The organism is Pseudarthrobacter sp. NPDC092202 (assembly GCF_044755505.1).
Taxonomy (GTDB): Bacteria; Actinomycetota; Actinomycetes; order Actinomycetales; family Micrococcaceae; genus Arthrobacter.
Genome location: NZ_JBIVRG010000001.1, coordinates 42948 through 68579, shown reverse-complemented (window position 1 = coordinate 68579; position 25632 = coordinate 42948). Strand labels below are relative to the sequence as shown.

The 25632-nt window shown below is 65.8% G+C and carries 25 protein-coding genes and 1 tRNA gene; 8 read left to right on the top strand and 18 right to left on the bottom strand.

The window, feature by feature from the left end; genetic code table 11:
- Positions 1-2: 2 nt before the first annotated feature.
- Positions 3-548 (bottom strand): acyl-CoA thioesterase, encoded by a 546-nt coding sequence (locus ACIQF4_RS00330; protein ID WP_231455126.1) that lies wholly within the window; start codon positions 546-548, stop codon positions 3-5.
- A 60-nt stretch (positions 549-608) separates the two neighbouring features.
- Between ACIQF4_RS00330 and ACIQF4_RS00325 the strand changes: the two genes are divergently transcribed.
- Together ACIQF4_RS00325 and ACIQF4_RS00320 are read left to right on the top strand one after the other, a co-directional pair.
- Complete coding sequence (locus tag ACIQF4_RS00325; protein WP_400516244.1) at positions 609-1340, top strand: ion channel; 732 nt, start codon at positions 609-611, stop codon at positions 1338-1340.
- A 384-nt stretch (positions 1341-1724) separates the two neighbouring features.
- A complete protein-coding gene (locus ACIQF4_RS00320) occupies positions 1725-2750 on the top strand; it encodes a LysM peptidoglycan-binding domain-containing protein (protein WP_350005895.1) in 1026 nt (341 codons plus the stop codon).
- 184 nt (positions 2751-2934) lie between these two features.
- Here the strand turns inward: ACIQF4_RS00320 and ACIQF4_RS00315 are convergent, their stop codons facing one another.
- The 3 genes from ACIQF4_RS00315 to ACIQF4_RS00305 all read right to left on the bottom strand — a co-directional run bounded on the left by ACIQF4_RS00315 (position 2935) and on the right by ACIQF4_RS00305 (position 4157).
- Positions 2935-3366, bottom strand: coding sequence for a CBS domain-containing protein (locus ACIQF4_RS00315; RefSeq protein ID WP_350005893.1), 432 nt, complete (start codon positions 3364-3366; stop codon positions 2935-2937).
- 286 nt (positions 3367-3652) lie between these two features.
- A tRNA-Tyr gene (locus tag ACIQF4_RS00310) sits at positions 3653-3734 on the bottom strand.
- 168 nt (positions 3735-3902) lie between these two features.
- Positions 3903-4157, bottom strand: coding sequence for a hypothetical protein (locus ACIQF4_RS00305; protein WP_231455122.1), 255 nt, complete (start codon positions 4155-4157; stop codon positions 3903-3905).
- 185 nt (positions 4158-4342) lie between these two features.
- On the opposite strand from ACIQF4_RS00305, the gene ACIQF4_RS00300 reads away from it, so the two are divergent.
- Positions 4343-4834 (top strand): YajQ family cyclic di-GMP-binding protein, encoded by a 492-nt coding sequence (locus ACIQF4_RS00300; protein WP_050054209.1) that lies wholly within the window; start codon positions 4343-4345, stop codon positions 4832-4834.
- 124 nt (positions 4835-4958) lie between these two features.
- Here the strand turns inward: ACIQF4_RS00300 and htpX are convergent, their stop codons facing one another.
- Positions 4959-5828: a zinc metalloprotease HtpX gene (gene htpX, locus ACIQF4_RS00295; RefSeq protein WP_400516243.1), complete on the bottom strand. Its 870-nt coding sequence runs from the start codon at positions 5826-5828 to the stop codon at positions 4959-4961.
- 32 nt (positions 5829-5860) lie between these two features.
- Positions 5861-7132, bottom strand: a complete 1272-nt coding sequence (locus ACIQF4_RS00290) for an MFS transporter (protein WP_400516242.1) — start codon at positions 7130-7132, stop codon at positions 5861-5863.
- 95 nt (positions 7133-7227) lie between these two features.
- On the opposite strand from ACIQF4_RS00290, the gene ACIQF4_RS00285 reads away from it, so the two are divergent.
- The 3 genes from ACIQF4_RS00285 to ACIQF4_RS00275 all read left to right on the top strand — a co-directional run bounded on the left by ACIQF4_RS00285 (position 7228) and on the right by ACIQF4_RS00275 (position 10066).
- Positions 7228-7713: a Fur family transcriptional regulator gene (locus ACIQF4_RS00285; RefSeq protein ID WP_350005885.1), complete on the top strand. Its 486-nt coding sequence runs from the start codon at positions 7228-7230 to the stop codon at positions 7711-7713.
- Positions 7714-7729: 16 nt separating this feature from the next.
- On the top strand, positions 7730-9226 hold the full coding sequence (locus ACIQF4_RS00280; RefSeq protein WP_400516241.1) for a catalase: 1497 nt from the start codon (positions 7730-7732) through the stop codon (positions 9224-9226).
- 204 nt (positions 9227-9430) lie between these two features.
- On the top strand, positions 9431-10066 hold the full coding sequence (locus tag ACIQF4_RS00275; protein ID WP_400516240.1) for a DUF2461 domain-containing protein: 636 nt from the start codon (positions 9431-9433) through the stop codon (positions 10064-10066).
- On the opposite strand, the gene ACIQF4_RS00270 is transcribed toward ACIQF4_RS00275, so the two are convergent.
- From ACIQF4_RS00270 to ACIQF4_RS00215, 12 genes are all read right to left on the bottom strand, one after another.
- The gene (locus ACIQF4_RS00270) at positions 10044-10907 is read right to left on the bottom strand and encodes an ABC transporter ATP-binding protein (RefSeq protein ID WP_400516239.1); all 864 of its coding nucleotides are present in this window, start codon (positions 10905-10907) and stop codon (positions 10044-10046) included. The genes ACIQF4_RS00275 and ACIQF4_RS00270 overlap by 23 nt on opposite strands.
- Positions 10897-11670, bottom strand: coding sequence for an ABC transporter permease (locus tag ACIQF4_RS00265; RefSeq protein WP_400516238.1), 774 nt, complete (start codon positions 11668-11670; stop codon positions 10897-10899). Before ACIQF4_RS00265 ends, ACIQF4_RS00270 begins: the two co-directional genes overlap by 11 nt.
- Positions 11667-12509, bottom strand: coding sequence for an ABC transporter permease (locus tag ACIQF4_RS00260; protein WP_400516237.1), 843 nt, complete (start codon positions 12507-12509; stop codon positions 11667-11669). Before ACIQF4_RS00260 ends, ACIQF4_RS00265 begins: the two co-directional genes overlap by 4 nt.
- On the bottom strand, positions 12506-13492 hold the full coding sequence (locus ACIQF4_RS00255) for an ABC transporter substrate-binding protein (RefSeq protein ID WP_400516236.1): 987 nt from the start codon (positions 13490-13492) through the stop codon (positions 12506-12508). Before ACIQF4_RS00255 ends, ACIQF4_RS00260 begins: the two co-directional genes overlap by 4 nt.
- 221 nt (positions 13493-13713) lie before the next feature.
- A complete protein-coding gene (locus tag ACIQF4_RS00250; RefSeq protein WP_400516235.1) occupies positions 13714-14319 on the bottom strand; it encodes a TetR/AcrR family transcriptional regulator in 606 nt (201 codons plus the stop codon).
- A gap of 88 nt (positions 14320-14407) precedes the next feature.
- The gene (locus ACIQF4_RS00245; RefSeq protein WP_400516234.1) at positions 14408-15955 is read right to left on the bottom strand and encodes an amino acid permease; all 1548 of its coding nucleotides are present in this window, start codon (positions 15953-15955) and stop codon (positions 14408-14410) included.
- Positions 15956-16124: 169 nt separating this feature from the next.
- A complete protein-coding gene (locus ACIQF4_RS00240; RefSeq protein WP_400516233.1) occupies positions 16125-16535 on the bottom strand; it encodes a DUF779 domain-containing protein in 411 nt (136 codons plus the stop codon).
- The gene (gene adhP, locus ACIQF4_RS00235; RefSeq protein ID WP_350005868.1) at positions 16535-17557 is read right to left on the bottom strand and encodes an alcohol dehydrogenase AdhP; all 1023 of its coding nucleotides are present in this window, start codon (positions 17555-17557) and stop codon (positions 16535-16537) included. Before adhP ends, ACIQF4_RS00240 begins: the two co-directional genes overlap by 1 nt.
- Before the next feature lie 41 nt (positions 17558-17598).
- Positions 17599-19122: an aldehyde dehydrogenase family protein gene (locus ACIQF4_RS00230; protein WP_350005866.1), complete on the bottom strand. Its 1524-nt coding sequence runs from the start codon at positions 19120-19122 to the stop codon at positions 17599-17601.
- A 150-nt stretch (positions 19123-19272) separates the two neighbouring features.
- A complete protein-coding gene (locus ACIQF4_RS00225; RefSeq protein WP_400516232.1) occupies positions 19273-20628 on the bottom strand; it encodes a GAF domain-containing protein in 1356 nt (451 codons plus the stop codon).
- A 193-nt stretch (positions 20629-20821) separates the two neighbouring features.
- Positions 20822-22288 carry an FAD-dependent oxidoreductase gene (locus ACIQF4_RS00220; RefSeq protein WP_400516231.1) on the bottom strand — a complete coding sequence of 489 codons (1467 nt, stop codon included), beginning with the start codon at positions 22286-22288 and terminating at the stop codon, positions 20822-20824.
- 53 nt (positions 22289-22341) lie between these two features.
- Positions 22342-23340 (bottom strand): DNA topoisomerase IB, encoded by a 999-nt coding sequence (locus ACIQF4_RS00215; protein ID WP_400516230.1) that lies wholly within the window; start codon positions 23338-23340, stop codon positions 22342-22344.
- 105 nt (positions 23341-23445) lie between these two features.
- Here ACIQF4_RS00215 and rarD point away from each other — a divergent pair, with 105 nt between their 5' ends.
- Positions 23446-24477: an EamA family transporter RarD gene (rarD, locus tag ACIQF4_RS00210; protein WP_400516229.1), complete on the top strand. Its 1032-nt coding sequence runs from the start codon at positions 23446-23448 to the stop codon at positions 24475-24477.
- Positions 24474-25613 carry a phytase gene (locus tag ACIQF4_RS00205; protein ID WP_400516228.1) on the top strand — a complete coding sequence of 380 codons (1140 nt, stop codon included), beginning with the start codon at positions 24474-24476 and terminating at the stop codon, positions 25611-25613. The genes rarD and ACIQF4_RS00205 overlap by 4 nt, the downstream gene beginning before the upstream one ends.
- Positions 25614-25632 lie beyond the last annotated feature (19 nt).

The window sequence follows — 25632 nt, the reverse complement described above, 5'->3', positions numbered from 1 at the left end:
CGCTACGCCCAGCTGTGCGGCGCCGGGGTCCGGCTTCCGGGCAGCGTGCTGGAGGCCCGCCACTCGTGGATCCAGTCGGGAAGCACCAGGTCAGCCGGCGGTTCGCCGAACTCCTTCAGGATGTCCGCCTGGCTGACCGGGCGTCCTTTGCTGACCAGCCGGGTGGCGATGTACGCGCGGGCGTACACCTCGCCGTCGGCCACCATACGCTGCTCAAAGAAGATGGCTTTAGCGTCCAGCCCAATGATGCGGGTCTCGATGGTGTAGTGCTGCCACAGCTGGAGGGACTTCCGGAAAGCAACCGTCTCCGCTGCCACCACAGGGCCCCAGCCCCGCCGGCGCATCCGCTTCCAAACGCCGCTGCGCACCATCAGGTCGAACCGGCCCAGGTCCATGAGGGACAGGTACATTCCGTTGTTGACGTGCATGGCGATGTCGATGTCCGTGGGCAGGACCCGCAGCGGGAGCGAGGAGCTGTCCCAGACGGTCAGGGGCGGGCGGCGCGACGAACGGACCAGCATAAGGAGGGTTCTCAGGAGCAGGTGCATCCCCCCATGCTACCCGTCAGTAACATTGGGGTACCTGGCGCTGACAGTAGGATTTCCTGCATGACCCAACAACGCTACCGGGACCTGGCGGACTGGCCGCTGACGGTGACGGCACTCGTCTTCCTGGGAGCCTACGCGTGGCAGGTGATCGGCCGGATCGAGGGCAGCGCAGCCTTCCCGCTTGAGGCTGTTATGTGGGCCACCTGGAGCATCTTTGCCGTGGACTACCTGGCCAACCTGTGGCTGGCGGCCAACCGCGGCAGCTGGTTTATCCGGAACCTGCACGAGCTGGTGATTGTGGCGCTGCCGTTCTTCCGGCCGCTGCGCCTCCTGCGGCTCGTGACGCTGTTGTCCGTGCTGCACCGGACGCTCGGTGACACCCTGAGGGGCCGGGTGGTCACCTATGTGGCGGGCTCGGCCACCATGCTGGTGTTCGTGGGCGCCCTGGCCGTCCTGGACGTGGAGCAGTCGGCCCCGGACGCGAAGATCATCACCTTCGGCGATGCCTTGTGGTGGGCCATGACCACCATCACCACCGTGGGTTACGGCGACATGTACCCGGTGACGCCGATCGGGCGGATGGTTGCGGCCGCCCTGATGATGAGCGGCATCGCCGTCCTGGGTGTGGTCACGGCTTCCATCGCCTCCTGGCTGGTTCAGCGGGTGGAGGACACTGCCGAGGCCGTGTCCGAGGCCGAGGAGCCGGTCCGCGCTGAAGTGGCGGAACTGACCGCTGAAATTGCCTCACTGAGGCGTGAAATCGCCGCGCTCCAGGAGCGGCGCACGCCCTAGCCGGACACCCGTTCACGGGCTGCCCAAAAAGCGTTGCCTGCGGGCAAGTACCGGGCCACCGTCGTTTGAGTAGCCTGCTCCGCGCTCGCCAAGTACCGCACTCAAATATTCGGGTAATTCCTACTGGTGCCGCCTGCCGTGCGCCCTTCCTAGACTCGGGATTCCTAGGACCGAACATATGTGCCGGCGGTCCCCCGGGGGTTGCTTCCCGGGGTCCCGTCCCTCGCGGAGCCTCCGTATCTTCTGGGTATGCGGATGCCTCCATCCCGCGCCTTTCCTGCGGCCCCGCATTAGCGGAGGCGCATGGCGCGTTCCCCTCGATCCGTCCCGCCCGCCGGAGCATACTGCATCGGCCTGGCTGGACCGAGCCTGGACGGGCTACCCATGAACCAGCCATACCTTTCCATCCCCGAAGGCCCCAGCAGGAGCTTCGCCACGGATGAACCCCGCACCGAGATCACCACTGGACGGCCGGTTATCAGCAACAGGCTGTGGGCCGGCATGGCAACGGCCGCCGTGGTGGCGGCGGTTGGCGTCGGCGCCCTGGCGGGGCCTCCCGCGTCAGTGGACCAGGGCACGACGACGGTGGGGCAGGTTGCCGCCGCAGCGTTGCCGGAGGTGCCGAACGCCGCAGCAGGCACCGACGCGCAGCCTGCTGCCGAGGCCGCTTCCGGAGCAGGACTGCCTGCTGCCCAGGCTGTTTCCGAGGCCCCGGCAGCACCCGCGGCCGAAGCGGCGCCACCAGCTGCACCCGAACCAGCGCCTGCACCTGAGCCGGCACCGGCTCCGGCCCCGGCTCCGGCGGGCGACCCGAACCTGTACACCGTGGTTCCGGGCGATACAGTCGGGGCAATCGCTGCCAGCCACGGTGTGGACATGAACGCCATGCTCGCGGCGAACGGCCTGGGCCACTACAGCATCATCGTTCCGGGCCAGACGCTGGTCCTCACGGGACCACCGGTGGCGGTAGCTTCCGCTGAACCGGCACCGGCACCCGCACCGGCCTTTGCTCCAGCGCCGGCCGCCCCCGCACCGGCCGCGGCTCCGGCGCCCGCCCCCGCCTTTGTCCCTGCCGCCCCGGCCATCCGCACCATCTACGTGGCGGGCGCCGGCGGGCAGTCGATGGTGGACGCCTGCATCGGGCCCATCCACTACACCCCCAACGATGGCTACTCGCTGTTTATCACCGAGCACGATTTCTGCGGCGGCTGGGCCCGGTTCTCCGGTATAGGGGTGGGGGAAACAGTCAGCATCCCGGGCTACGGAACCTACACGGTCTCAGCACGGGGGCAGGTGCCCAACCCGGGAACCACCAACGACGTCATCGCTGTCTTCGGCGGGTTCCCCCGCGCGATCCTCCAGACCTGCATCCCCGGCACCAGCCAGATGCTCCTGATTGCGCTGAACTGACCGGCACTCTTGGTGGCCCCTGGCTGGTGCGGTTCAGGGGGCGCCCAGGTTTCCCAAGCTTGTCCGCGGTTCCTAGCCTTGATGGCGGGGAGCCGCGGACAAGGCCATGACCGGGCACAAAGAAACGCCACGGAGGGGACCCCGTGGCGCTGATGGCGGGAGCTCCCTGGCCGGGAAACCCCACCTATGCGTTCATCGGCTTGCGCTCCGAGATGTGTTCCACGAGCTCACCGACACGCTGTTCGGAGTAGTTCCGGGCAATATCGCCCTGGCTGATGATGCCCACCAGCTTGTGGTCGGCGATCACCGGGAGCCGGCGGACCTGGTGGGCTTCCATCATCTCGATCGCCGCGTCAACGTTTGCGTCCGCGTCGATCCAGTGCGGCTTGCCCGAGGCGAGGTCGCGGGCCATCATGTCGCGGGGATCGCGTCCCGCGGCCACACACTTGAGCACAATGTCACGGTCGGTGATCATGCCCTTCAGCTTGCCGTCGTCACCGCAGATGGGCAGCGACCCACAGTCCAGGTCCATCATCATCCGGGCGGCATCCACCAGGGACTGGTCTTCCTTAATGCACTGCGCGTCCGTCGTCATGAATTCACGTACGGCACTCATTGATCCTCCTTCATCGATGGGGATATCGACGCAGGGTACCGGGGCACATGCGCCGATGCTGCCAGCCTACGCCGGGCCCCTGCTGATGTCGACGGCGGTTTTCCACGGCTTCAGGACGAACTTCCTGCCCGGGCGCCGGCCCGTTTTCCGGGACTCCTGGCCTTCTTCGCGGCTCAGAACGTTCAAGGGCAGGATCTGCGAACAAGGCCCTGACGGGACGGCAGGATCCGGTGCAGGGCACAAAAAAGCCTCCGGAACCAAAAGGTTCCGGAGGCTTTTCCTTGGGTGGCAGATGAGGGATTCGAACCCCCGTAGGCGTTGCCAGCTGATTTACAGTCAGCCCCCTTTGGCCGCTCGGGTAATCTGCCGAACTTCAAAAGAAGTACCCGCCGATGCAGTCTGCGAACCGTCCGTTTCCGGGCCGTTCCGCTTCCAGTAACCGCGGGCAAGACAACTTTACAGAACTTCCGCCGAAGAATCGAATCGGGCCGTGGACGCCGCCAAAACCCCCGCAATTCCAGGGAAAACTAACGGAATCAGGCGCCGCCGAGGATCCTGCCGGCGAGCCGTTCTTCGAACTTCGAAGCCTGCTCCTCCGTGATCTGGTTCAGCTGGACGGCCCGGAGCAGGTCCTCGTGGACACCTTCCATCCGGGCCGAGGCGTCCGGCACGGGACTGAAGACTATGGCCGCTGCAACGGCGGCGGCGGCGACGGAGCTGGCGGCGCCCGCAACCGCGCCGGCTGCTGCAGTGGTGGTCCGTGTGGCGTACCGGACGGCCTTGCGGTGCATGGTGTTCCCTTCGTGCAGTTTCCCAACTGTTCCAACTCTGCGGCGGCCTCCTTCGTTCCCTCCGGGTGTCCGCTGAGAGGGAACTGTGAAACCCGCTCCCCCACCAACACCGGCATCCGTATTAGGCTTTTAGGCAGCGATCAAGCCCTGTTCCCGCACAGGGTCCCACCGGCATAAGGAGAGTCATGGCAGGCGAGTCAACGTTCGACGTCGTAAGCAAAGTGGACAAGCAGGAAGTGGCCAACGCGCTGAACCAGGCGCAGAAGGAACTGGCGCAGCGTTACGACTTCAAGGGCGTGGGAGCCGAGGTTGACTTCAGCGGCGAAAAAATCCTGATGAAGGCCAACTCTGAGGAACGCGTCCTGGCGGTGCTGGATGTCCTGCAGTCCAAGCTGATCCGCCGCGGCATCTCGCTGAAGTCCCTGGACACCGGCGAGCCGTACGCATCCGGCAAGGAGTTCCGGCTCGAGGCCTCTATCAAGGAGGGCATCGCTCAGGACCTGGCGAAGAAGATCAACAAGCTCATCCGTGACGAAGCTCCGAAGTCCGTCAAGTCACAGATCCAGGGCGACGAACTGCGCGTGACCTCCAAGTCCCGTGATGACCTGCAGGCCACCATGGCCCTGCTGAAGGACTTCGACGAAGCCGACCTGCAGTTTGTGAACTTCCGCAGCTAGCCCTTCCCGTCGTTTCTCGACGCGCAGCAACTATGCCGCCACGCAAATAAGCTGGCGCGGCCCGGATATGGGCCGCGCCGGCTTTTTTGCGCGTCGCTGCGGAATGTGCGCGTCGGCGTCGTTGCTACGCCGGCGGCCGGCCGGCCATCCGCTCCAGCCGCGCAATCCGGTCCCGCATGGGCGGATGCGTGGCGAACAGCTTGTTCATGGCGCCGCCGCGGAACGGGTTGGAGATCATCAGGTGCGAGGCGTTCACCAGGCGCTGGTCCTGCGGCAGCGGGGCTAAGCTGACGCCGCGCTCAATCTTGGCCAAAGCTGAGGCGAGCGCCAGCGGATCGCCTGTCAGCTGCGAACCGTCCTCGTCGGCGTCGTACTCCCGCGTCCGCGAAATGGCGAGCTGGATCAGGGACGCCGCGAAGGGGGCGAGCAGCGCCATGGCGATCATGGCCAGCGGATTGGAGTTGCGGCGGTCCCCGCCGCCGAAGAACAGCAGCATCTGCCCCACCGAGGTGATCACGCCTGCGACGGCGGCGGCCACTGACGAGGTGAGGATGTCCCGGTTATAGACGTGCATCAGTTCGTGCCCCAGGACGCCGCGAAGCTCGCGGGCGTCCAACAGCTGCAGGATGCCTTGGGTTACGCACACGGCGGCGTTGCGGGGATTGCGGCCAGTGGCAAAGGCATTCGGGTTCAGGGTGGGCGAAAGGTAGATGCGCGGCATGGGCTGGTTGGCCCGGGTGGAGAGCTCGCGGACCATCTGGTAGAGCTGCGGCGCCTGCGCCTCGGCCACGGGGATTGCCTGCATTGAGCGGATGGCGATCTTGTCGCTGTTCCAGTATCCGTAGGCGGTGGTGAACACCCCCACCAGGGCCATGATCCAGATGGGTGCGGAGCTGCGGGTGCTGATTCCGATCAGCGCCCCGAGGCCAAGGAGCACCGCCCACAGCACACCGAAGAGCGCCGCCGTCTTGAGGCCGTTGTAGTGTTTGTGCACGTCTCCTCCTTACTCACTATGGGAACGGCTGTCTAGGGAACAGGGTTCCGCGCGTCGTATTCCCTGAAGCCGGGCTGCAGCTTTGCGGCCACCCACGCGCCGGCGACACAGAGGAAACCGCCGGCCAGCAGTACCCAGCCCTCGGCCACGATTTTGGTGGCGCCGCCGGCCAGCAGGTCGCCGATCCTTGGGCCTCCCGCCACCACCACGATGAACACCCCCTGGAGGCGCCCGCGGAGATGGTCGGGCGTTGCTGCCTGCAGGATGGTGTGGCGGAAGACGCCGCTGATGGAATCGGCAATCCCGGCCAGCGCGCAGCACAGTGCCGCAGGAAGCAGCCAGGGCGTCACCGCCCCGTCCGGGGCGCGCCCTGACAGGAGCACCACCAGCCCGAACCCGGCGATGGACGCTCCCCACCCCATCACCGAGAAGACCACGGCGCTCCCCTGCCGGCGGACATTGCCGAGCGGGCCGGAGAACAGCCCGGCCAGGAAGGCGCCTATGGCCGTGGAAGCCAGCAGTACGCCAACGGTGGCCTCGCCGCCGCCGATCATGACCGCGCCAATGGCCGGCATCAGCGCCCGCGGCTGCGCAAGGATCATGGCGATGAGGTCAATGATGAACGTCATCCGCAGGTTGGGCCGGGTGCCCAGGAAGCGGAAGCCCTCGACGACGGAGCGGAGTCCGGGCCGGCGGGGGGTTCCCGACGGCGGTAGTGGCGGCAGCCGGTAGACGGCCCACAGGACAAAGCCGAAACTCGCGAAATCGAGCGTGTAGGTCCAGGCGAATCCCACCCAGGCCACCAGTACCCCGGCCAGCAAGGGTCCTGCGGTCATGGCAAGGCCGAAGGACATCATGCTGAGGGCATTGGCAGCGGGCAGGAGTTCCTTGCGTACCAGCATGGGAAGGATGGCGCTGCGGGCCGGCTGGTTGATCGCCTGCGCCCCGCTTTGTGCAGCCACGAGAAGGTACAGGACCCAGACGTTGCCCAGCTGGAGCCAGGACTGCAGGGCTATCGCGCCGGTGGTCAGCCACAGGACAGAGGTGGCGAGCAGCGCCACCAGGCGGCGGTCGTGGGCGTCGGCGATGGACCCGCCCAGCAGCCCGCCGATCACCAGCGGCACCAGAGCGAAGACTGCCAGCAGGCCCACGTAGAAGCTGTCCTGGGTCAGGCGGTAGACCTCCAGGCTCACGGCCACCAGGGTGAGCTGGCTTCCGACGGCGGACACGGCGGAGCCCAGCCAGAGCCTGCGGAATGCCGGACTCTCCCGGAGCGGCGTGATATCAGCGAGCAGTTTCCCCACCCTGCCACCCTAGTGGTGCGGATGAGGCTGCTGGGTCCTGAGAGGTTAGCCCAGCCTTATTGTGAGATGTTCATAATAAGTGTTTCAATGGTGTCATGACGGAACACCTTGACGGCCACGAAGCATGGGCTGCCGCCCTGCGCGCCCACGGCCGCAGGGTGACCAAACAGCGGCTGGCGGTCCTGGCCGCCGTCGAACGCCACCCCCACTCCCCCGCCGAAAGCATCCTGAGCGCAGCCCGCGCCGAGCTGCCCGAGCTGACGGCCCAGTCCGTGTATGTGGTGCTGGGCGATCTGACGGACCTGCATATGCTGCGCCGGTTTGAACCCCCGCACTCCCCGGCCCTGTACGAAACACGGGTGGGAGACAACCACCACCACGCAATCTGCATCAGCTGCGGCCGCGTGGAGGACGTCGACTGCGCAGTGGGCCATGCCCCCTGCCTCACTCCCCACTGGGATGAGAACGCCAAGCCGATGACCATCCAGATCGCCGACGTTATGTACCAGGGCATCTGCCAGGACTGCCAGCAGTCCCAACAACTTCCTTCCAATCGTCCCTCTGAAGAAACACAGAAATAAAAGAAATAGGAGAACAATGACTGCCATTTCAACAACCCAGTCAGGTGCCCCCGTTACGTCCGACGCGCACTCCAAGTCCGTTGGCGCCGACGGTGCCATCATCCTGACTGACCACTACCTGGTGGAAAAGCTCGCCCAGTTCAACCGCGAGCGGGTTCCGGAGCGCGTAGTGCACGCCAAGGGCGGCGGCGCATTCGGCACGTTCAAGGCCACCGAGGATGTGTCCAGGTACACCAAGGCAGCCTTCCTCCAGCCCGGCGTCGAAACCGAAATGCTGATCCGCTTCTCCTCCGTGGCCGGCGAAAACGGCTCCCCGGACACCTGGCGCGATCCCCGCGGCTTCGCCGTGAAGTTCTACACTTCCGAGGGCAACTACGACCTCGTGGGCAACAACACCCCCGTCTTCTTCATCCGCGACGGCATCAAGTTCCCGGACTTCATCCACTCCCAGAAGCGCCTCCCGGGCACGCACCTGCGTGACGCCGACATGCAGTGGGACTTCTGGACCCTGTCCCCCGAATCCGCCCACCAGGTCACCTGGCTGATGGGTGACCGCGGCCTGCCCGCCTCCTGGCGTGAAATGCAGGGCTACGGCTCGCACACCTACCAGTGGATCAACGCCGAGGGCGAGCGCTTCTGGGTCAAGTACCACTTCAGGTCCAACCAGGGCGTGAACTCCATGAGCAGCGAGCAGGCCGAGCAGCTGGCAGGCTCGGACGCGGACTACTACATCCGCGACCTGTCCGAGAACATCGAAGCCGGCAACTTCCCGTCCTGGGACCTGCACGTCCAGGTCATGCCGTACGAGGACGCCAAAACCTACCGCTTCAACCCGTTCGACCTGACCAAGGTGTGGCCGCACGGCGATTACCCGCTGATCAAGGTGGGCACCATGGAGCTGAACCGGAACCCGGAGAACTACTTCGCGCAGATCGAGCAGGCCACCTTCGCGCCGTCGAACTTCGTGCCCGGCATCGCCGCTTCCCCGGACAAGATGCTGCAGGCACGCATCTTCTCCTACGCCGACGCGCACCGCTACCGCGTGGGCACCAACCACGCCCAGATCCCGGTGAACCAGCCCAAGAACCAGGTCAACAACTACAGCCAGGACGGCGCCGGGCGTTACCACTTCAACGCTCCGTCCGTTCCGGTGTACGCCCCCAACACCTTCGGCGGTCCGGCTGCGCTTGAGCCGCAGAACCCGGCCGGCGGCTGGGAAAACGACGGCGAGCTGACCCTCGCCGCGCACTCCCTCCACGCCGAGGACAGCGACTTTGTCCAGGCCGGAGCCCTGTACCGCGAGGTTTACGACGAAGCGGCCAAGGCACGCTTCCTGGAGACCATCACCGGCGCCGTGGGCGGCGTCAAGCGCTCCGACATCAAGGAACGCGCCATCCAGTACTGGACCAACGTTGACGCCGACCTCGGCGCCAAGCTGCGCGCCAACCTCGGTACCGCTGACGCACCGTCCGCTCCGACTTCGGACGCTGAATCGGCCAACAAGATCGGCTGATCCAGCCTGTCCTGGGGCTTGCCCCAAAGAACCACCCCGTCACGGATTCCGTGGCGGGGTGGTTCTTTTTCCGCACAGGTTCCGCCTCCGCGTCCGCAGAGGGGACTATGTGCGCATAGGGAACTCTTTTGCACATGGAGGACTGTTTGCACATAGGGCGTGCAGGAACTGTCCTCCCTTGCAGGACGCCCCTAGGCTCGCACCATGACAACTTTCCAGGGCATCCCGTCCGGCGCATTCGGGTTCTACGAAAAGCTTCAGGACAACAACAACCGGCAGTGGTGGCAGGAGCACAAGGCCGGGTACCAGTCGCTGGTCAAGGAACCCCTGGCATCACTGCTCGCAGAGCTTGAGCCCCGGTTCGGACCGGCGAAGCTCTTCCGGCCCAACAGGGACATCCGGTTCTCCGAAGACAAGTCCCCGTACAAGACGGCCCAGGGTGCGGTGGCGTCCGTCCAGGAGGGCGTTGGCTACTACCTGCAGATAAGCGCCGATGGCCTGGTGGTGGGCGGCGGCTGCCACTCGCACACCCCGGCGCAACTGGCCCGCTACCGCAACTCGGTGGATGCATCAGGCACCGGCGAGGCACTCCGCCACATTGTGGAGAACGTGGCCGCTGCCGGCTTTTCGGTGGAGGGCGAGAAACTGAAGACAGTGCCGCGGGGCTATTCACGCGAGCATCCGCGGGCAGAACTCCTGAAGCACAAATCCCTCTCAGCCGGCGTCCACCTGGGCCGGCCGGAGTGGCTTTCCACCGCCGGCGCGGCCCACGAAATCGCGGAGCTGTGGGAGGACCTGCGCCCCTTGGTGGACTGGGTCAGCCGGCATGCTGCCCCTTGAGCCGTGTTTCCTCCCCCGCTGATGCGGCCGCTGGCCGGTGCCCCTTCTTGGCCAGCTGGATCTGTTCGTAGACGTGGTGGCGCAGCTCGGTGAAGCGCGGCAGGGAACGGGTGTTCAGCTGGTCGCGATCCGCCGGTAGGTCGATCCGGATATCCTCCTGGATCACCGTCGGAGAGCTCGAAAGGATAATGACCCGCTCGCCAAGGTAGACGGATTCGTCAATGTCGTGGGTCACGAACAGCACCGTCACGCCGAGCTTCTTCCAGACAACCCGGATGAGGTCCTCGAGGTCGGCCCTGGTCTGCGCATCCACCGCGGCAAAGGGCTCGTCCATCAGCAGGACCTCGGGCTGGTAGGCGATGGCCCGGGCGATTGCGACGCGCTGCTGCATGCCGCCGGAAAGCTGCCAGGGGTAGGACCGCGGCACGTGGGAGAGGCCTACCGCTTCGAGGGCGTCGTCCACCAGACGGTCGCGTTCGCCCTTGGGGACACCCTGGTTCTTCAGTGGCAGTTCCACGTTGTCCCGCACCCGCATCCACGGGAACAGCGAACGCCCGTATTCCTGGAAGACCACCGCCATCTTCTTGGGCGGGCCGGTTACGCGCTTGCCGTCAAGGAGCACTTCTCCCTCGGTGGGCGCCATGAGCCCGGAGATGCATTTGAGCAGCGTGGTCTTGCCTGACCCGGAGGGCCCCACCAGGCAGGCCAGCTCTCCCGCGCGCAGGTCGAAGGTGAGGTTCCGGACAGCCTCTACGTCTCCGCCGTCGGTCTGGTAGACCTTCTTCAGCCCCCTGACGGAGAGTGTGGCCTCCGTGTCTGCCTGGGTTGGGTCAGGCTGCATTTTCTACCTCTTTCTGGCCGTGGTACCAGCGCAGGATGTTCCGCTCGGCCCACTGGAAGATGAAGGACATGGCCACGCCCACCAGGCCCAGGACCACGATGCCGGACCACATCTCGGGGATGGCAAAGGACCGCTGGAACTGGACGATCGTGAAGCCCAGCCCGGAGGACGAGGCGAACATTTCGGAGATCACCATCAGGATCAGCCCGAGGGACAGCGACTGGCGGACGCCGGCCATGATCTGCGGGCTTGCGGAGGGAAGCACCAGGTACCGGACGCGTGCCCAGCCGCCGATGCCGTACGTGTGGGCGGAGTCGGAAAGGACAGGGTCTACGGCGCGGACGCCTTCGATGGTGTTCAGCAGTACCGGCCAGACGCAGCCGGAAATGATCACCATCACCTTCATGGAATCGGTGATGCCCATGAGCAGCATCAGGACCGGCACCAGGACCGGTGGCGGGATCGCGCGGAAAAACTCGAGCGTCGGTTCCAGGAGGGCCCGCAGCCAGCGGACGGACCCGATCAGGATTCCGCCGACCACCCCGATGATGATGGCGACGGCAACGCCCACCACCAGCCGGCCCAGGCTGGGCAGGACATCGGAAAAGAAGCGGTCACCGAACCAGACCTCACCGAATGTCTCCACGAGGTCGGCCGGTTTGGGAACAAAAAAATTGACCGAGCCCAAGGTGGAGAACCACCAGGCCAGGACCAGCAGCACGGGCAGCCCCAGGATGTAGCCGATGTTCCTGATCGTCCTCACACGATCACCTCCGAGCGGATGGACGAGTGCCAGCCCAGGATCCTTTTTTCGACCTGGCGCATCAGCATGTTGATCAGGACGCCGATCAGGCCTGTGGCCAGCACCAGGGCGTACATGCCGGAGATGGCGCCGCCGGACTGTGCCAGGGCGATTTCCCTGCCCAGTCCCGGGGATCCGATGACAAGTTCCGCGGTGATGGCCAGGACCAGCGCCACAGCGGCGGCGAGCCGCACACCCGTCATCAGGTAGGGCAGGGCGGTGGGGAAAACCACATGCCGGATCCGGGCCATCCTGCCCAGGCCGTAGGTCTTGGCAGTGTTGTTGGCAACCATGTCGACGTCTGCCACCCCATACAGCACCTGGATCAGGACCTGCCAGAAGGAGGCGTACACGATCAGCAGCAGGGACGACTCGATTTTCACGCCGAAAAGCAGCACGGCCAGCGGAATGAGGGCCACCGACGGGATGGGGCGGAGGAACTCGATGGTGGAGTTGGTGGCCTTCCGCAGGAAATCGCTGGAGCCGACGATGAAACCCAGCAGGACCGCTGCCGCCACTGCCATCAGCAGGCCCAGGAACCACGCCGTCATGGTCTCGCCCACCGCAACCCAGAAGGCCGTCAGCCCGAAGTCGACCACTAGCGCGGCGATGACCTCGGTGGCGGGCGGGAGGAACCGTTCGTCAATCAGGCCGAGCCGGGGAATGAGCTCCCACGTCGCCAGGAATCCGATAATGCCCAGGATCCCCAGCAGCTGTTTCGCCGCCCCTTTGCCCGCCTTCCGGCGCTGCCGCTCCTTAGGTGGAGCGGCACCGCCGGCGGCCAGGGTTCCCGGACTCACGGGAGGAGGTCGTCCGCACTGGGCGCTTTGGAGAGGGTGCCGTACTTGGCTGCCGCGTCGCCCAGCGTCTTGAACGCGTCCTCGTCGAATTCAACGCGGTACCGCGGGAGGATCATCTTCGCGCGCGTGGCCTCGTCGATCTTGGTGTACGTGCCCACGATCTCGCGGACTTCGTCCGGGTGCTCCTGGGCGTATTCCAGCGACTTGTTCATGGCTCGGGTGAACTTTTCCGTCAGGTCGGCTTTACCGCTGATGGTGTCACCCTTGGTGAAGTAGCCGGCGATATCGAGTTCCGGGCTCATCTCAACGAAGTTCGATGACACCACCGTTCCGCCTTCATCCACTGCCTTGGACAGGAACGGTTCCAGGATCCACGCGGCATCAACCTGCTTGTTGGCCAGCGCCGCGGGGGCGTCCGGGAAGGCAACTTCCACGAACTTCACGCCGTTGGGATCGCCGCCATCCTTCTCGATAACCGATTTGATGGTGGTGTCGCCGATGTTGGAGAGGTTGTTCACGGAAACGGTCTTGCCGGCGAGGTCCTTGGCGGACTGGATGTCCGATCCGGCCGGGACAACAACGCCGCCGATGTCCTTGCCTTCCTCACCCGTGGTGGAGGCGCCGTTGGCCACGAACTTCAGGTCCAGTCCCTTGTCCTTGGCCACCATGACCGAGATCAGGTTGGAGAAGGCGAAGTCAAAGCTGCCGCTCACCACGCCGGGGACAATCGCTGCCCCGCCGGTGGCCGTCTGGATATCCAGCTCAAGGCCCTCTTCCTTGAAGAAGCCCTGCTTGTCACCGAGGTAAATGGGCGCGCAGTCGACGATGGGGATGACGCCCACGCTGACCTTGGTCAAACCTGTTTCCCCGCCCTCGGTGGCAGGTGCCGTTCCGCCTCCCGTGGAGCTGGGCGAGCCGCTTCCGCAGGCCGCCAGTCCCAGGATGGACGCTGCTGCCAGGACGGAAATTAGACGACGTTTCATGATCACTCCTTCGTGCCCATGACCGGGGACAACTTCGTCCCCAAGCCCTAGTGTTCGCCATTCGAACAAGCGTTCGATTACTCTGATTCAACCATGGTTGAGACGGTCAAGCCACCCATATATGGCTCATTGTTACAGCTCTGAGACGGCCGCGTAAGGGACACCCGACGCAGCACGCTGCCGCCGTCATGGGGCCAGGGAGCCCGGTGGAACAGTGCGGCTCAGCCGCTGTGGCCGTTCGCCGCCAGCCGGGTCTCGAGGTTGTTGAAGAAAACCGCCAGCATCAGCTCGAAGGCTTTGGTGGCCGCCTCCGGCTCGTTCATGACCACGAAGTCGAACTGGAGCCCGTAGAAGGTGGAGGTGAAGAGCCGCGCGTCGGTGTCGGCGAATTCCTCCGGTATCCCCTGGACCATCAGCCAGTCGCGGGTCTTGTGGTGGAGCATCCGGAAGTGCTCCTGCGACGTTCCACGCGGCTCGGCGGCAACGATGTCCTGCGCCGTGGCTTCAAATTCGAGCCGGGTCAGGTGCCGGTTGCGCTGCGCCATGGTCCACTGCCAGGAGTCCAGCAGGAACTCCCGCCAGGCTGTGCGGTCGATGTCCCGCACGTCGGTGTTGCGCATCCGGTCCAGCCGGGATTCGATGGAAACAACGATGTCGTTGATCAGCTGGTCGCGGCTCCCGAAGTGGTACACCAGCACGTACGCGCTCATTCCCAGGCCCTCCGCCAGGCTCCGGAAGGTGAGCTCGGCCAGCGTCTTGTCCATTAGATAGTCAAGGATGGCGGCGAGGAGCTCGGCCTTGCGTTCGTCTCGTGTGGGGCGGGCCATAAGTCCAATCCTAAGTTGCGGCTCCATCCTGGTAGCCGGGCATGCGAATGCCCGCCCTGGCAGGCCTGGGCGGGCATTCCGTGAACGGTCAGACGCGGGTGAGCTCGTCCCCGCCGTCGCGCACCTGGCCGGGGGCCGTTCCGTTGACCGCGGTGCTGGCTTCGCCGAACCGCTCGTTGAGGCGGGAGTGGCGCTGGCCGTAGGCGAAGTAGATCGCCATGCCGATGACCAGCCACACCGCAAAGAAGATCCACGTTTCCACCGCAAGGTTGGTCATGAGGTAGAGGCAGAGCACTGCAGACACAATGGGCAGGACCTTGCCGAACGGAACGCGGAACGCGGGCTTCAGGTCAGGACGCTTCTTGCGGAGCACCAAGATGCCGAGGCTGACCACCACGAACGCGGACAGCGTTCCGATGTTGATCATTTCTTCCAGCAGGTCCACGTTGGTCAGGCCGGCCACCAGTGCGACGGCGGCCCCGCAGATGACCTGGAGGCGCACCGGCGTCGAACGCTTTTCGCTGGTCCGCGACAGCGCCCGGGGCAGGAGGCCGTCGCGGCTCATGGCGAGCACCACGCGGGACAGGCCCATGAGGAGCACCATGATCACGGTGGTCAGGCCCACCAGGGACCCGAAAGCGATGACCTTGGCCGCTGAGGTGTCGCCCACGGCCTCGAAGGCGGTGGTGAGCGTGGGGTTTTCCGCCTCGGCCAGCTGCGTGTAGGACACCATGCCGGTCAGGGCCAGCGAGACCAGGATGTAGAGCAGGGTCACCAGGGCGAGTCCGCCGAAGATCCCGCGCGGCAGGGTCTTCTGCGGGTTCTTCACTTCTTCGGCGGAGGTGGCCACCACGTCAAAACCGATGAACGCGAAGAACACCAGGGCGGCGCCCGCAAAGATGCCCAGGGTGCCGTATTGGGCCGGGGCGGCGCCGGTGAGGAAGCCGAAGAACGACTGCTTGAGGACGTCGGCGGTGCCCGTGCCGCCGGTGGGCTCAGCGGCGGGGATGAACGGGGCGTAGTTTTCGAACTTCACGTAGGTGAAGCCCACCACGATGACGAAGAGGACGACGCCGATCTTGATCAGGGTGAAGATGTTGCCTACGCGGGCGGACAGTTTGGTGCCAAGGACCAGGAGCACGGTGAAGACGGCGACGATCAGGAAGGCGCCCCAGTAAAGGTCAACCCCGCCCAGGGAGACCGCTGCCGGAATGTCGGCACCCATGAGTGCAAACACCTTGCTGAGGTAGATGCCCCAGTACTTGGCGATGACGGCTGCCGCGGTGAAAAGTTCCAGGATCAGGTTCCAGCCGATGATCCAGGCGAGGAGTTCGCCCATGGTGGCGTAGGTGAAGACGTAGGCGGAGCCTGCCACCGGGATCGCGGTGGCGAACTCGGCGTAGCACATGATGGCCAGCGCGCAGGTGACCGCGGCGACGGCGAAAGAGAGGGTCACTGCCGGTCCCGAGAAGTTGGCTGCCGCTTTGGCACCCACGGAGAAGATGCCGGCGCCGACAGCCACGGCGACGCCCATGATCATCAGGTCCCACGTGCTGAGGGAACGCTTGAGCTTGCGTCCGGGCTCATCGGCGTCGGCGATCGACTGCTCGATGGATTTGGTCCGGAGGAGGTTCATGGGGATCACAATCCTGGTTTGCGAAGGAAACAGACCAGTTAACGCTAGTGTCCATCCATTGGACGGGCCGAACTGTCCCGAATGGTGAGACGGGCCGAGCGCCAAACTTTGTTCAGGCAAACGCACGTGGGACCCTCAGGTTGGAGGGTCCCACGCGCGTCCCAGCGAATTATCCGGCTGGCCAGTCCATGAGGGTGGAGCGGATCAGGAACCGCTTGCCCTCCGGCGCCTCCACGGAAAACCCGCTCCCCCGCCCCGGCACCACGTCCACTGTCAGGTGGGTGTGGCTCCAGTAGCTGAACTGTTCCCGGGACATCCAGAATTCCAGTGCCTGGGGCTCAATGCCCTCGGCCAGGTCGAACAGGCCCAGCAGGACGTCTGCCTCCCCGGTGATGAAGTCGCCGGCCGGATAGCACATGGGCGAGGACCCGTCGCAGCAGCCGCCGGACTGGTGGAACATCAGCGGCCCGTGCTGGAGCCACAGTTTCCGCAGCAGCTGCACGGCGGCCGGGGTGAGCGCCACCCGGGAAAATTCTTCCCCGGGCAGCGTCACCGCGGCGTCGAGCCGGTCCACGGCCATCAGAACCTCAGGACCACGCGGCCGTCGATCTTGGCGTGCTTCATCTCATCGAGCACCGCGTTGATCTCGGAGAGCTCACGGACAGAGACAGTGGGGTGGATCTTGCCCTGCGCGTAGAAGTCCAGCGCTTCCTCCATGTCCTGCCGGGTCCCCACGATGGAACCCCGGACCGTCAGGCCCTTGAGCACAATTTCGAAGATCGGTGCCGGAAAGTCGCCGGGCGGCAGCCCGTTGAACACGATCGTCCCGCCACGGCGTGCCATGCCGATCGCCTGGCCGAAAGCTGACGGGTGCACGGCCGTGACCAGGACTCCATGGCAACCTCCGGTTTCGCGCTGGATGACTTCCACCGGGTCCTCGTGCAGGGCGTTGACCGTCAGCTCCGCGCCGTGTGCCTTCGCCAGGGCGAGCTTGTCGTCGGCGATGTCCACCGCCGCCACCCGGAGACCCATGGCCACCGCGTACTGGACGGCGATGTGTCCCAGGCCGCCTATGCCGGAGATGGTGACCCACTGGCCGGGCTTGGCCTCGGTCATCTTCAGGCCCTTGTAGACGGTGACGCCGGCACACAGCACCGGCGCCACCTCGACGGGGTCGGATCCCGCCGGTATGCGGGCAGCGAACCGCGAGTCCACCAGCATGTATTCGCCGAACGAGCCGTCCACGCTGTAGCCGGCGTTCTTCTGCACTTCGCACAAGGTTTCCCAGCCAGTGCGGCAGTACTGGCAGTCGCCGCAAGCAGACCAGAGCCAGGCGTTGCCCACCAGGTCACCGACGGCAAGGTCGGTGACGCCCTCGCCGAGGGCCACCACTTCCCCCACGCCCTCGTGGCCGGGGATAAAGGGCGGTGAGGGCTTGACGGGCCAGTCGCCTTCTGCCGCGTGGAGGTCGGTGTGGCAGACCCCGGTGGTCAGGACCTTGACCAGGGCCTGCCCCGGACCTGGGGTAGGAATGTCGAGGTCCTGGAGCTGGAGGTCCTTGCCGAATTCGGTTACTACTGCTGCGTGCATTGTCGTCGTCATTGGCGAAATCCTTGCGTCGTTGTAGCGGAGGTGGTGCGGGTTTAGAAGAAGCCGAGCTTGTTTTCGTTGTAGCTGACCAGCAGGTTCTTGGTCTGCTGGTAGTGGTCCAGCATCATGGCGTGGTTCTCACGCCCGATGCCTGAGGACTTGTAGCCGCCAAACGCGGCCCCGGCCGGGTAGGCGTGGTAGTTGTTCACCCAGACACGGCCGGCCTGGATTTCCCGGCCCGCCCGGTACGCGACGTTGCCGTTGCGCGACCAGACGCCGGCGCCGAGGCCGTACAGGGTGTCGTTGGCCAGGCCCATGGCGTCGTTGTAGTCGCTGAACTTCGTCACGGCCACTACGGGGCCGAAGATCTCCTCCTGGAAGATCCGCATTTTGTTGTGGCCTTCAAAGACCGTGGGCTGGACGTAGAAGCCGCCGGCAAGGTCGCCGGGCAGTTCGGCGCGGGCGCCGCCGGTGAGGACCTTGGCACCTTCCTGCTTTCCGATGTCGATGTAGGAGAGGATCTTCTCGAGCTGGTCGTTGGAGGCCTGGGCTCCCACCTGCGTCTCGGTGTCCAGCGGGTTGCCCTGCACCATCTTCTCCACCCGGGCAACGGCGTCGGCCATGAAGGACTCATAGATGTCTTCCTGGACCAGTGCGCGGGACGGGCAGGTGCACACCTCGCCTTGGTTGAAGGCGAACAGCGCGAAGCCTTCCTGCGCCTTGTCGTAGAAGGCGTCGTTTTCCTGGGCGACGTCGTTGAAGAAGATGTTGGGGCTCTTGCCGCCGAGTTCCAGGGTGACGGGAATGAGGTTCTGGCTGGCGTACTGGCTGATCAGCCGGCCCGTGGTGGTTTCGCCCGTGAAGGCGATCTTCCGGATCCGGGGGCTGGACGCGAGCGGCTTTCCGGCCTCGACGCCGAAGCCGTTCACCACATTCAGGACGCCTGCGGGGAGCAGGTCGCCGATGAGCTCCATCAGGACCAGGATGGACGACGGCGTCTGCTCGGCGGGCTTGAGCACCACGGCGTTGCCGGCGGCAAGCGCGGGCGCGAGCTTCCAGACGGCCATCAGGATCGGGAAGTTCCAGGGGATAATCTGGCCCACGACGCCGAGCGGCTCGTGGTAGTGGTAGGCGGTGGTGTCGTCATCGAGCTGCGAGAGCCGGCCTTCCTGGGCGCGGACGGCGGAAGCGAAGTACCGGAAGTGGTCCGCAGCAAGCGGCATGTCGGCGTTGAGGGTTTCGCGGATCGGTTTGCCGTTGTCCCAGGACTCGGCGACGGCCAGCATTTCCAAGTTCTCGTCGATCCGGTCAGCGATCTTGTTCAGGATCGCGGCGCGCTCGGCCACGGAGGTCTTGCCCCAGGACGGCGCAACCTTGTGCGCGGCGTCGAGCGCCAGTTCAATGTCCTCGGCCGTCCCGCGGGCCACCTCGCAGAAGGCCTTGCCCGTGACGGGGGTGACGTTTTCGAAGTACTGGCCCTTGACGGGGGCCACCCACTCGCCGCCGATCCAGTTCTCGTAGCGGTCCTTGAAAGTGACCTTCGAACCCTCGGTACCGGGCTGGGCGTAAACAGTCATTGCTAGCTCCTTTGCTGTGCATGGGGCGGGGGCCGGTTCATGGCCTCCGCCGTTGCTCCCAGCGTAGGAGGGCAAAGGTTGCAGTCAGGTTGCACAGGAGTGGTCCAGCTCACAGCAGAGGTAGCCGGACGGAACGACGGCGCCACGTGGCTAGGCGCTGAGTTCGGCTTCCAGCCGCTCGAGGTCGGCCACGACGGCGGCACGCTTGGGTGAGCGGGCAGGCAGCAGCTTCAGGGCGGCACGGCGGACCCCGACGTCGTCCCTTGCCTCCGGCAGCTCCGCGTACTTGAGCAGCGTTTCGGCGCTGCCGTCGGTGAGGACGGCTTCCCGCATCAGGGACGAGACCCTGTCCCGGAGCTCGATGATGCCAGGCGCCTCGGACTTCGGCAGTACGGCGCCGCGGTAGATCTCGAGTGCGATCCGGTGGGCGCCGCGCTGCAGGCAGTTCAGGACCTGGCCGCTGTCCGGAACAAGGTCCATGGTGAGCTTGTAGGGCCGGGACTCCGGAACGGCGGACGGGTTGAGCTGCTGCAGGACCTTGCGCAGCCTGACCATTTCGGCGCGGAGGGTCATGGTGGAGCCGTCGCCCGGGTACAGGAGGACGCTGAGTTCCTCGGCGCTCAGCCCGTCCGGATGCGAGCCCAGCAGAGCGAGGATCTCGCTGTGCCGGGCGGACAGCACCACGCTCTTGCCTTCAATGCTGAGCAGGGCCTGGTCGCGGCCCAACAGCTGGAGGCTGTTGCGGTACAGGCTGCCTTCCTTCGCCCCCACCCCCGGTGGCCGGGAAGCGCTGCCCGCGCTCCGCCGTCGTGCCGGCCTGCTGGCCAGCGACGCCGCCAGCTGGAGGCGCTCAACGCGAAGCTGCGCCTGCGCGGCGGCCACGGTGGCCTCGACGAGGGACAACGTGTGGGGCGCCACCGCCGTGGCCGTGCCGGTAATGTCCACTACGCCCAGGACGGCACCGGAATCCGGATCGTGGAAGGGAACGGCGGTGCAGCTCCAGGGGTGGACCGTCCGCTGGTAGTGCTCGGCGCCGGAAATCTGGATGCCGCGGCCCAGGGCCAGGGCGGTTCCTGGCGCGCTGGTGCCAACGGTGGCTTCGGACCAGTCGGCGCCCGGGACGAACATCATGCCCTCGGCGCGGCGCTGCAGCGCGGGATCCCCGTCAACCCAGAGCAGCCTGCCCACCTCGTCGCCCACCGCCACCAGCAGGCCGCTGTCGTGGCTGGGCTGCACCAGGAGTTTGTTGATCACCGGCATGATGGCGGCCAGCGGGTGCTGCCTGCGGTAGTCCTCCAGCTCATCCAGGTCCATGGCCAGCGGGGCCGCGGGGTTGTCCGGGTTCGCCTTGAAGCCTGCCGACCGCTGCCAGGATTCGCGGATCAGTGCACGCAGGCCGGGCAGCTCCGGCGCATCGGCCAACGTGCCGCCGTCGAGCTCTTCGTGTGCTGCCAGGGCGCGGAGCTGCAGCGCCGCGCCGGCGCCGGGCTGGGTCAGGTTCGTCATCGAACTCCTGGTGGCTGCACTACGTCTGCAAGGGCATGGCCGCATGCTGCCGGCCAAGGGGTGGACGCCATTGTAGCGCGGCTCCCCTCGCCCACCTACGCTCTGGAGTTTTTGTCCACTTATGCAGGGTTCAAGGGGATTTAAGTCTGCATAAGTGGACAAAAACTCCGGGGCGGGAGCGGGGCGGGACGGGTCAGCCGCGGGAGATGCGGATCATCTCCTCGCGCGGCACCACCTTGATGCGTTCGCGGACCACGTGGTCCAGGCCCTCGGGACCGGTCCAGGCCGCCCCGAGCTGTGCCTCGTGGGCGTCCAGCCGGTTCCAGCCCTCCCACGTGGTGTATTCAATGCCGCGCTCTTCCAAAAGGTCGATGATGGCCTGGGGATCGGGATTCTGGGCCGGCGGCAGGGAAAGCCTGTCCTCAAGCAGGAACCCGATGGTCTCCAGGGCGTCGCCCTTGGTATGGCCAATCAGGCCAACAGGGCCGCGCTTTATCCAGCCGGTGGCGTAGATGCCCGGAACCGGATTGCCTCCGGCGTCGAGCACGCGGCCGCCCTCGTTCGGAATAACGCCGCGCTTGGCGTCGTACTCCAGCTCGTCCAGCGCGGAGCCATGGTAGCCAATGGCCCGGTAGACCGCCTGGACCGGGTACTCAACGAACTCCCCCGTGCCTTTCACGTTGCCGGTGCCGTCAAGCTGCATGCGCTCAAACTTGATCCCGGCCACCTTGCCGGTGCCGCCTTCGCCGCCGTCGGCAAGTACTTCCACCGGGCTGTGCAGGAAATGCAGGTGCAGCCGCCGGGATGAGGGGTTTTCCGATTCGGTGTGTTCCTCCACCAGCCAGTTGGTGAGGGTATTGACCATGGTCTTGGTCTGGTTGTTGCTGCGGATCGCCTCATCGGAGGCCTCATCGAATTCGAAGTCCTCCGGGTAGAGGACAATGTCGACGTCGTTCATGTGGCTCAGTTCGCGCAGCTCCAGCGGCGTGAACTTCACCTGGGCGGGGCCCCGCCGGCCGAAAACGTGCACGTCCGTGACGGGAGAGGACTTCAGGCCGGCGTACACGTTGTCCGGGATCTCGGTGCTCAGCAGCTCCTCGGGGTGCTTGACCAGCATCCGCGCCACGTCCAGTGCCACGTTGCCGTTGCCGATCACGGCGATTTCCTTCGCGTCCAGCGGCCATTCGCGGGGAACGTCCGGGTGGCCGTCATACCAGGACACAAAGTCCGCGCCGCCGAACGAGCCCTGCAGGTCGATGCCGGGGATCTCCAGGTCCGCGTCCTTCACGGCCCCGGTGGAGAAGATCACGGCGTCGTAGAAGGCGCGGAAGTCGTGGAGCGTGAGGTCCCGGCCGTAGGTCACGTTGCCCAGGAACCGGATGTCGCCGCGGTCCAGGACCTTGTGGAGCGCGTTGACGATGCCCTTGATGCGCGGATGGTCCGGTGCAACGCCGTAGCGGATCAGGCCATAGGGTGCCGGGTAGGCCTCGAACAGGTCGATGCTGACCTCGAAGTCGCCGTCCTTGACCCCGCTGGACTTGGTCAGGATGTCCGCAGCGTAGACGCCCGCCGGTCCCGCGCCCACAATGGCGACGCGGAGGGGACGGGAGGAAATGGTTTCGCTGTGGTTGGACACCGCAAGCCCTTCTGAACTGATCATCTGATGCATGACGTCGCGCCGTACAGGTAGCGCACAGTCCCCTATTCTAGGCCTCAGCCGCTTTTCGCCAGCGGAACCACGTCGCCCTCCCGGTACAGCAGCGCCCGCAGCTCGGCTTCGGCTGAGTCCGGCCGTTTGGGGTCGATGGTTTCGCCTTCGTGGTAATGGTCCAGCACGCGCGGGTCCACGTAGCTCTTGCGTGCGATGGACGGGGTGTTGCCCAGCACATCGGAGGCATCCATCATGGCCCGGCTGATGGCGCGCTTGCGTTTGGCGGCCGTCCGCTGCGGGCCGGTCCGGGCCAGGCTGGCGGCAGCAGCCGCGGTTCCGCGCAGGGTCCGGAAGTCCTTGGCCGTGAAGTCGGAGCCGGTCCGCTCCTTCACGTAGGCGTTGATGTCCGCGCTAGTGACGGGACGCCAGCGCCGGCCCTCCTTGTACGCCAGGAGCCTGGCATTCCCGCCGCGGCGTTTGAGCTGGCGCAGCAGGGCGGCGAGGTCGGCGTCGCGGATTTCCGATTCCCAGTCCTTGCCGCTCTTGGCCGGAAACCTCAGGTGGATCCGGTCCTTGCGCACCTGCACGTGGGCGCACAGCAGGGTTGCAAGCCCGTGGCTGCCGTTTTCGTTCGTGTACCGTTCGGACCCCACCCTCAGCGACCCGCTGTCCAGCATCCGGAAGGCGCCGGCCAGGACGCGATCCCGCGTGAACCCTTCCGCGCGCAGGTCCATGGTGACCCGGCGCCGTGCGGCGGGCAGTGACTCGGCCAGCTGCAGGGCACGGTCGAACTTGACCCGGTCCTTCCGTTGGCGCCATTCCGGATGGTAGATGTACTGCCGCCGGCCTACGGCGTCCAGCCCGGTTGCCTGGATGTGCCCGTTCTCGAACGGGGCAATCCAGACGTCTGTCCAGGCAGGGGGAATGCCAATGCTCTCCAGCCTGTCCCGGATGGGGCCGGGCGGCAGGGTTGAACCATCAAGGTCGCGGTAGCTGAAGCCCGTGCCGGCGGCCACACGGCGGTAGCCCCGGCCCGAGGCGTTGCTGCGACGGAGCCTCACAGGGCCGTGCCCGGCCGCTTCGCGAATGTCATGAAAGCAAGCCTACTGACTATTTCCCGGATTGCATGTCCTGCCCGCTGGAATACCTGCCCCGGAGGTGGTGTTATGGGTTTCGTGCCCTCTCCCCACGGATCCTCCCCCCTTACCGCCCCGGCTGCAGCCGGTTCCGCCGCAGGCTCTTCCCCGGCAGCGGGGCCAAAGGCAGTGGTCCCCAAAGCGGTAGACAAGGAGACGACGGCGGGAGTCCTCTTTGGCATCGCCGCGTACGGGCTGTGGGGGCTGCTCCCCCTGTACTTCTTTGTGCTCATGCCGGCCGGCGCCGTCGAAATCGTGGCCAACCGGGTGGTGTGGTCGCTGCTGTTCTGTGCACTCCTCATTACGGTCACCCGAGCCTGGTCCGCCCTGGCCCGGGCGCTCCGCAACCGCGCCGTGTTCGGCTCCCTGGCTCTGGCTGCCTTGCTGATCGCCGTCAACTGGCTCACCTACACCTATGGAGTCACCACCGGGCAGGCCGTTGAGGCATCCCTTGGCTACTTCATCAACCCGCTGGTGTCCGTGCTGCTGGGCGTGTTTGTCCTGAAGGAGAAGCTGCGGCCGCTGCAGTGGGCCGCCGTCGGCATCGGGTTTGTTGCGGTAGGCGTCCTGACCTACTCCTACGGCAAGCTCCCGTGGATCGCCCTCACCCTGGCGTTCAGCTTTGGCCTCTACGGCTTCGTCAAGAAACGGGTGGGACCGAGGGTGGACGCCGTCACGAGCCTCAGTGTGGAAACCATGGTGCTGGCCCCGTTCGCAGCGGCCACCATGGTCTTCCTGGCCGCAACCGGAACCGACACCCTCACCACGCAGGGTCCGGGCCATTTCTGGCTCCTGGTGGCGTCCGGCGTGATCACCGCGGTTCCGCTGCTGTTCTTCGGCGCTTCGGCCCGCAGGCTGCCCATGACCACCATCGGCCTGCTCCAGTACTGTGCTCCCGTCCTGCAGTTCATCCTTGCCCTCGTGGTGTTCAGGGAAGCGATGACCGTGGAACGCTGGATCGGGTTCGGCGTGGTGTGGCTGGCCCTGGTTGTCCTCACCGTGGACATGCTGGGGACGGCGCGCAGGAACTCGGTGGCCAAACGCGCAAAGCGGGGCACATGACATCACCTTTCCCGGGAAACACCAGGCGTGCCCGCATCCGTATCGCCCTCGCCGCCTTCCTTGCGCTTGCTGTCCTGGGGGCGCTGGTGCTGGTCACAAACCTCCCGGCCCGGGACCAGGTGCCCGGACCTGCCAGCCCTGAACCGTCCTTGCCCACCACCTCGGCACCGGCGGCCAAGGGACCCGCGGTGGAGACGTCCAGCTTTTCGGGATCCGGCGACGTGGCGGACGACGCTGCCATCTGGGTGGACCCTGCCAACCCGGCCAACAGCGTGGTGATCGCGGGCAACAAGGCGGACAAAGGCGGGGGCATCGGCGTCTTTGGGATGGACGGGAAACTGGTCCAGTTCCGCCCGGACGGAAAGATCGGCAACGTGGACCTGAGGACGGGGTTCCCGCTGTCCGGCAAGCCGGCCGTACTGGTGGGCGGCAACAACCGGACGGATGACACCCTTGCCCTGTGGACCCTGGACCCCAGGACCAGGACCCTCGCCCCCGTGGCCGCGGGCAGCATCAAGACGTTCGCACCCAACTACGGCTTCTGCATGTACCGCAGCAGCGCCAGCGGCAAGTTCTACGCCTTTGTCACCCCGAACGAGGAAGGGGCCATCCAACAATTCGAGCTGGTTGACGACGGCGAAGGCCGGGTGGAGGCGGAGCTTGTCAGGGAGCTTCCCATCGGCAGCATCACGGAAGGCTGCGTCGCGGACGACGAACTGGGGCACCTCTATGTTGCACAGGAGGACGTCGGCGTGTGGAAGTACAACGCAGAACCCGATGCCGGAACGGAACGGGCCGCCATGGACAAAACCGGCGCAGGGCGCCTTGTGGCGGACGTGGAGGGAATGGGCATCACCTACGGCCCCGGCGGCTCAGGCCATTTGTTCGTGTCCAGCCAGGGAGACTCCACCATCGCCGTCTATGACCGCTCCGGCGACAACGCCTTCATCAGGAAGTTCGCGGTGGGCGGGAACGGGAATATCGACGGCGTGTCCGGAACCGACGGCCTGGACGTGACAGCTCTGAACGCCGGGCCGCAGTTTGAGCAAGGACTCCTGGTGGTCCACGACGAAGAGAACAAGGGCGGGGCAACGTCCAACCTGAAGTACATTCCGCTTGCATCAGTTTTGGAGTAACAAAACCCCAGGCCCCGGA

Bases quoted from the DNA above. Each gene is read 5' to 3' on its own strand.
- ACIQF4_RS00330 (WP_231455126.1), bottom strand. From the start codon at position 548: ATGCACCTGCTCCTGAGAACCCTCCTTATGCTGGTCCGTTCGTCGCGC.
- ACIQF4_RS00325 (WP_400516244.1), top strand. From the start codon at position 609: ATGACCCAACAACGCTACCGGGACCTGGCGGACTGGCCGCTGACGGTG.
- ACIQF4_RS00320 (WP_350005895.1), top strand. From the start codon at position 1,725: ATGAACCAGCCATACCTTTCCATCCCCGAAGGCCCCAGCAGGAGCTTC.
- ACIQF4_RS00315 (WP_350005893.1), bottom strand. From the start codon at position 3,366: ATGAGTGCCGTACGTGAATTCATGACGACGGACGCGCAGTGCATTAAG.
- ACIQF4_RS00305 (WP_231455122.1), bottom strand. From the start codon at position 4,157: ATGCACCGCAAGGCCGTCCGGTACGCCACACGGACCACCACTGCAGCA.
- ACIQF4_RS00300 (WP_050054209.1), top strand. From the start codon at position 4,343: ATGGCAGGCGAGTCAACGTTCGACGTCGTAAGCAAAGTGGACAAGCAG.
- ACIQF4_RS00285 (WP_350005885.1), top strand. From the start codon at position 7,228: ATGACGGAACACCTTGACGGCCACGAAGCATGGGCTGCCGCCCTGCGC.
- ACIQF4_RS00280 (WP_400516241.1), top strand. From the start codon at position 7,730: ATGACTGCCATTTCAACAACCCAGTCAGGTGCCCCCGTTACGTCCGAC.
- ACIQF4_RS00275 (WP_400516240.1), top strand. From the start codon at position 9,431: ATGACAACTTTCCAGGGCATCCCGTCCGGCGCATTCGGGTTCTACGAA.
- ACIQF4_RS00270 (WP_400516239.1), bottom strand. From the start codon at position 10,907: ATGCAGCCTGACCCAACCCAGGCAGACACGGAGGCCACACTCTCCGTC.
- ACIQF4_RS00255 (WP_400516236.1), bottom strand. From the start codon at position 13,492: ATGAAACGTCGTCTAATTTCCGTCCTGGCAGCAGCGTCCATCCTGGGA.
- ACIQF4_RS00250 (WP_400516235.1), bottom strand. From the start codon at position 14,319: ATGGCCCGCCCCACACGAGACGAACGCAAGGCCGAGCTCCTCGCCGCC.
- ACIQF4_RS00245 (WP_400516234.1), bottom strand. From the start codon at position 15,955: ATGAACCTCCTCCGGACCAAATCCATCGAGCAGTCGATCGCCGACGCC.
- ACIQF4_RS00240 (WP_400516233.1), bottom strand. From the start codon at position 16,535: ATGGCCGTGGACCGGCTCGACGCCGCGGTGACGCTGCCCGGGGAAGAA.
- adhP (WP_350005868.1), bottom strand. From the start codon at position 17,557: ATGACGACGACAATGCACGCAGCAGTAGTAACCGAATTCGGCAAGGAC.
- ACIQF4_RS00230 (WP_350005866.1), bottom strand. From the start codon at position 19,122: ATGACTGTTTACGCCCAGCCCGGTACCGAGGGTTCGAAGGTCACTTTC.
- ACIQF4_RS00225 (WP_400516232.1), bottom strand. From the start codon at position 20,628: ATGACGAACCTGACCCAGCCCGGCGCCGGCGCGGCGCTGCAGCTCCGC.
- ACIQF4_RS00220 (WP_400516231.1), bottom strand. From the start codon at position 22,288: ATGATCAGTTCAGAAGGGCTTGCGGTGTCCAACCACAGCGAAACCATT.
- rarD (WP_400516229.1), top strand. From the start codon at position 23,446: ATGGGTTTCGTGCCCTCTCCCCACGGATCCTCCCCCCTTACCGCCCCG.
- ACIQF4_RS00205 (WP_400516228.1), top strand. From the start codon at position 24,474: ATGACATCACCTTTCCCGGGAAACACCAGGCGTGCCCGCATCCGTATC.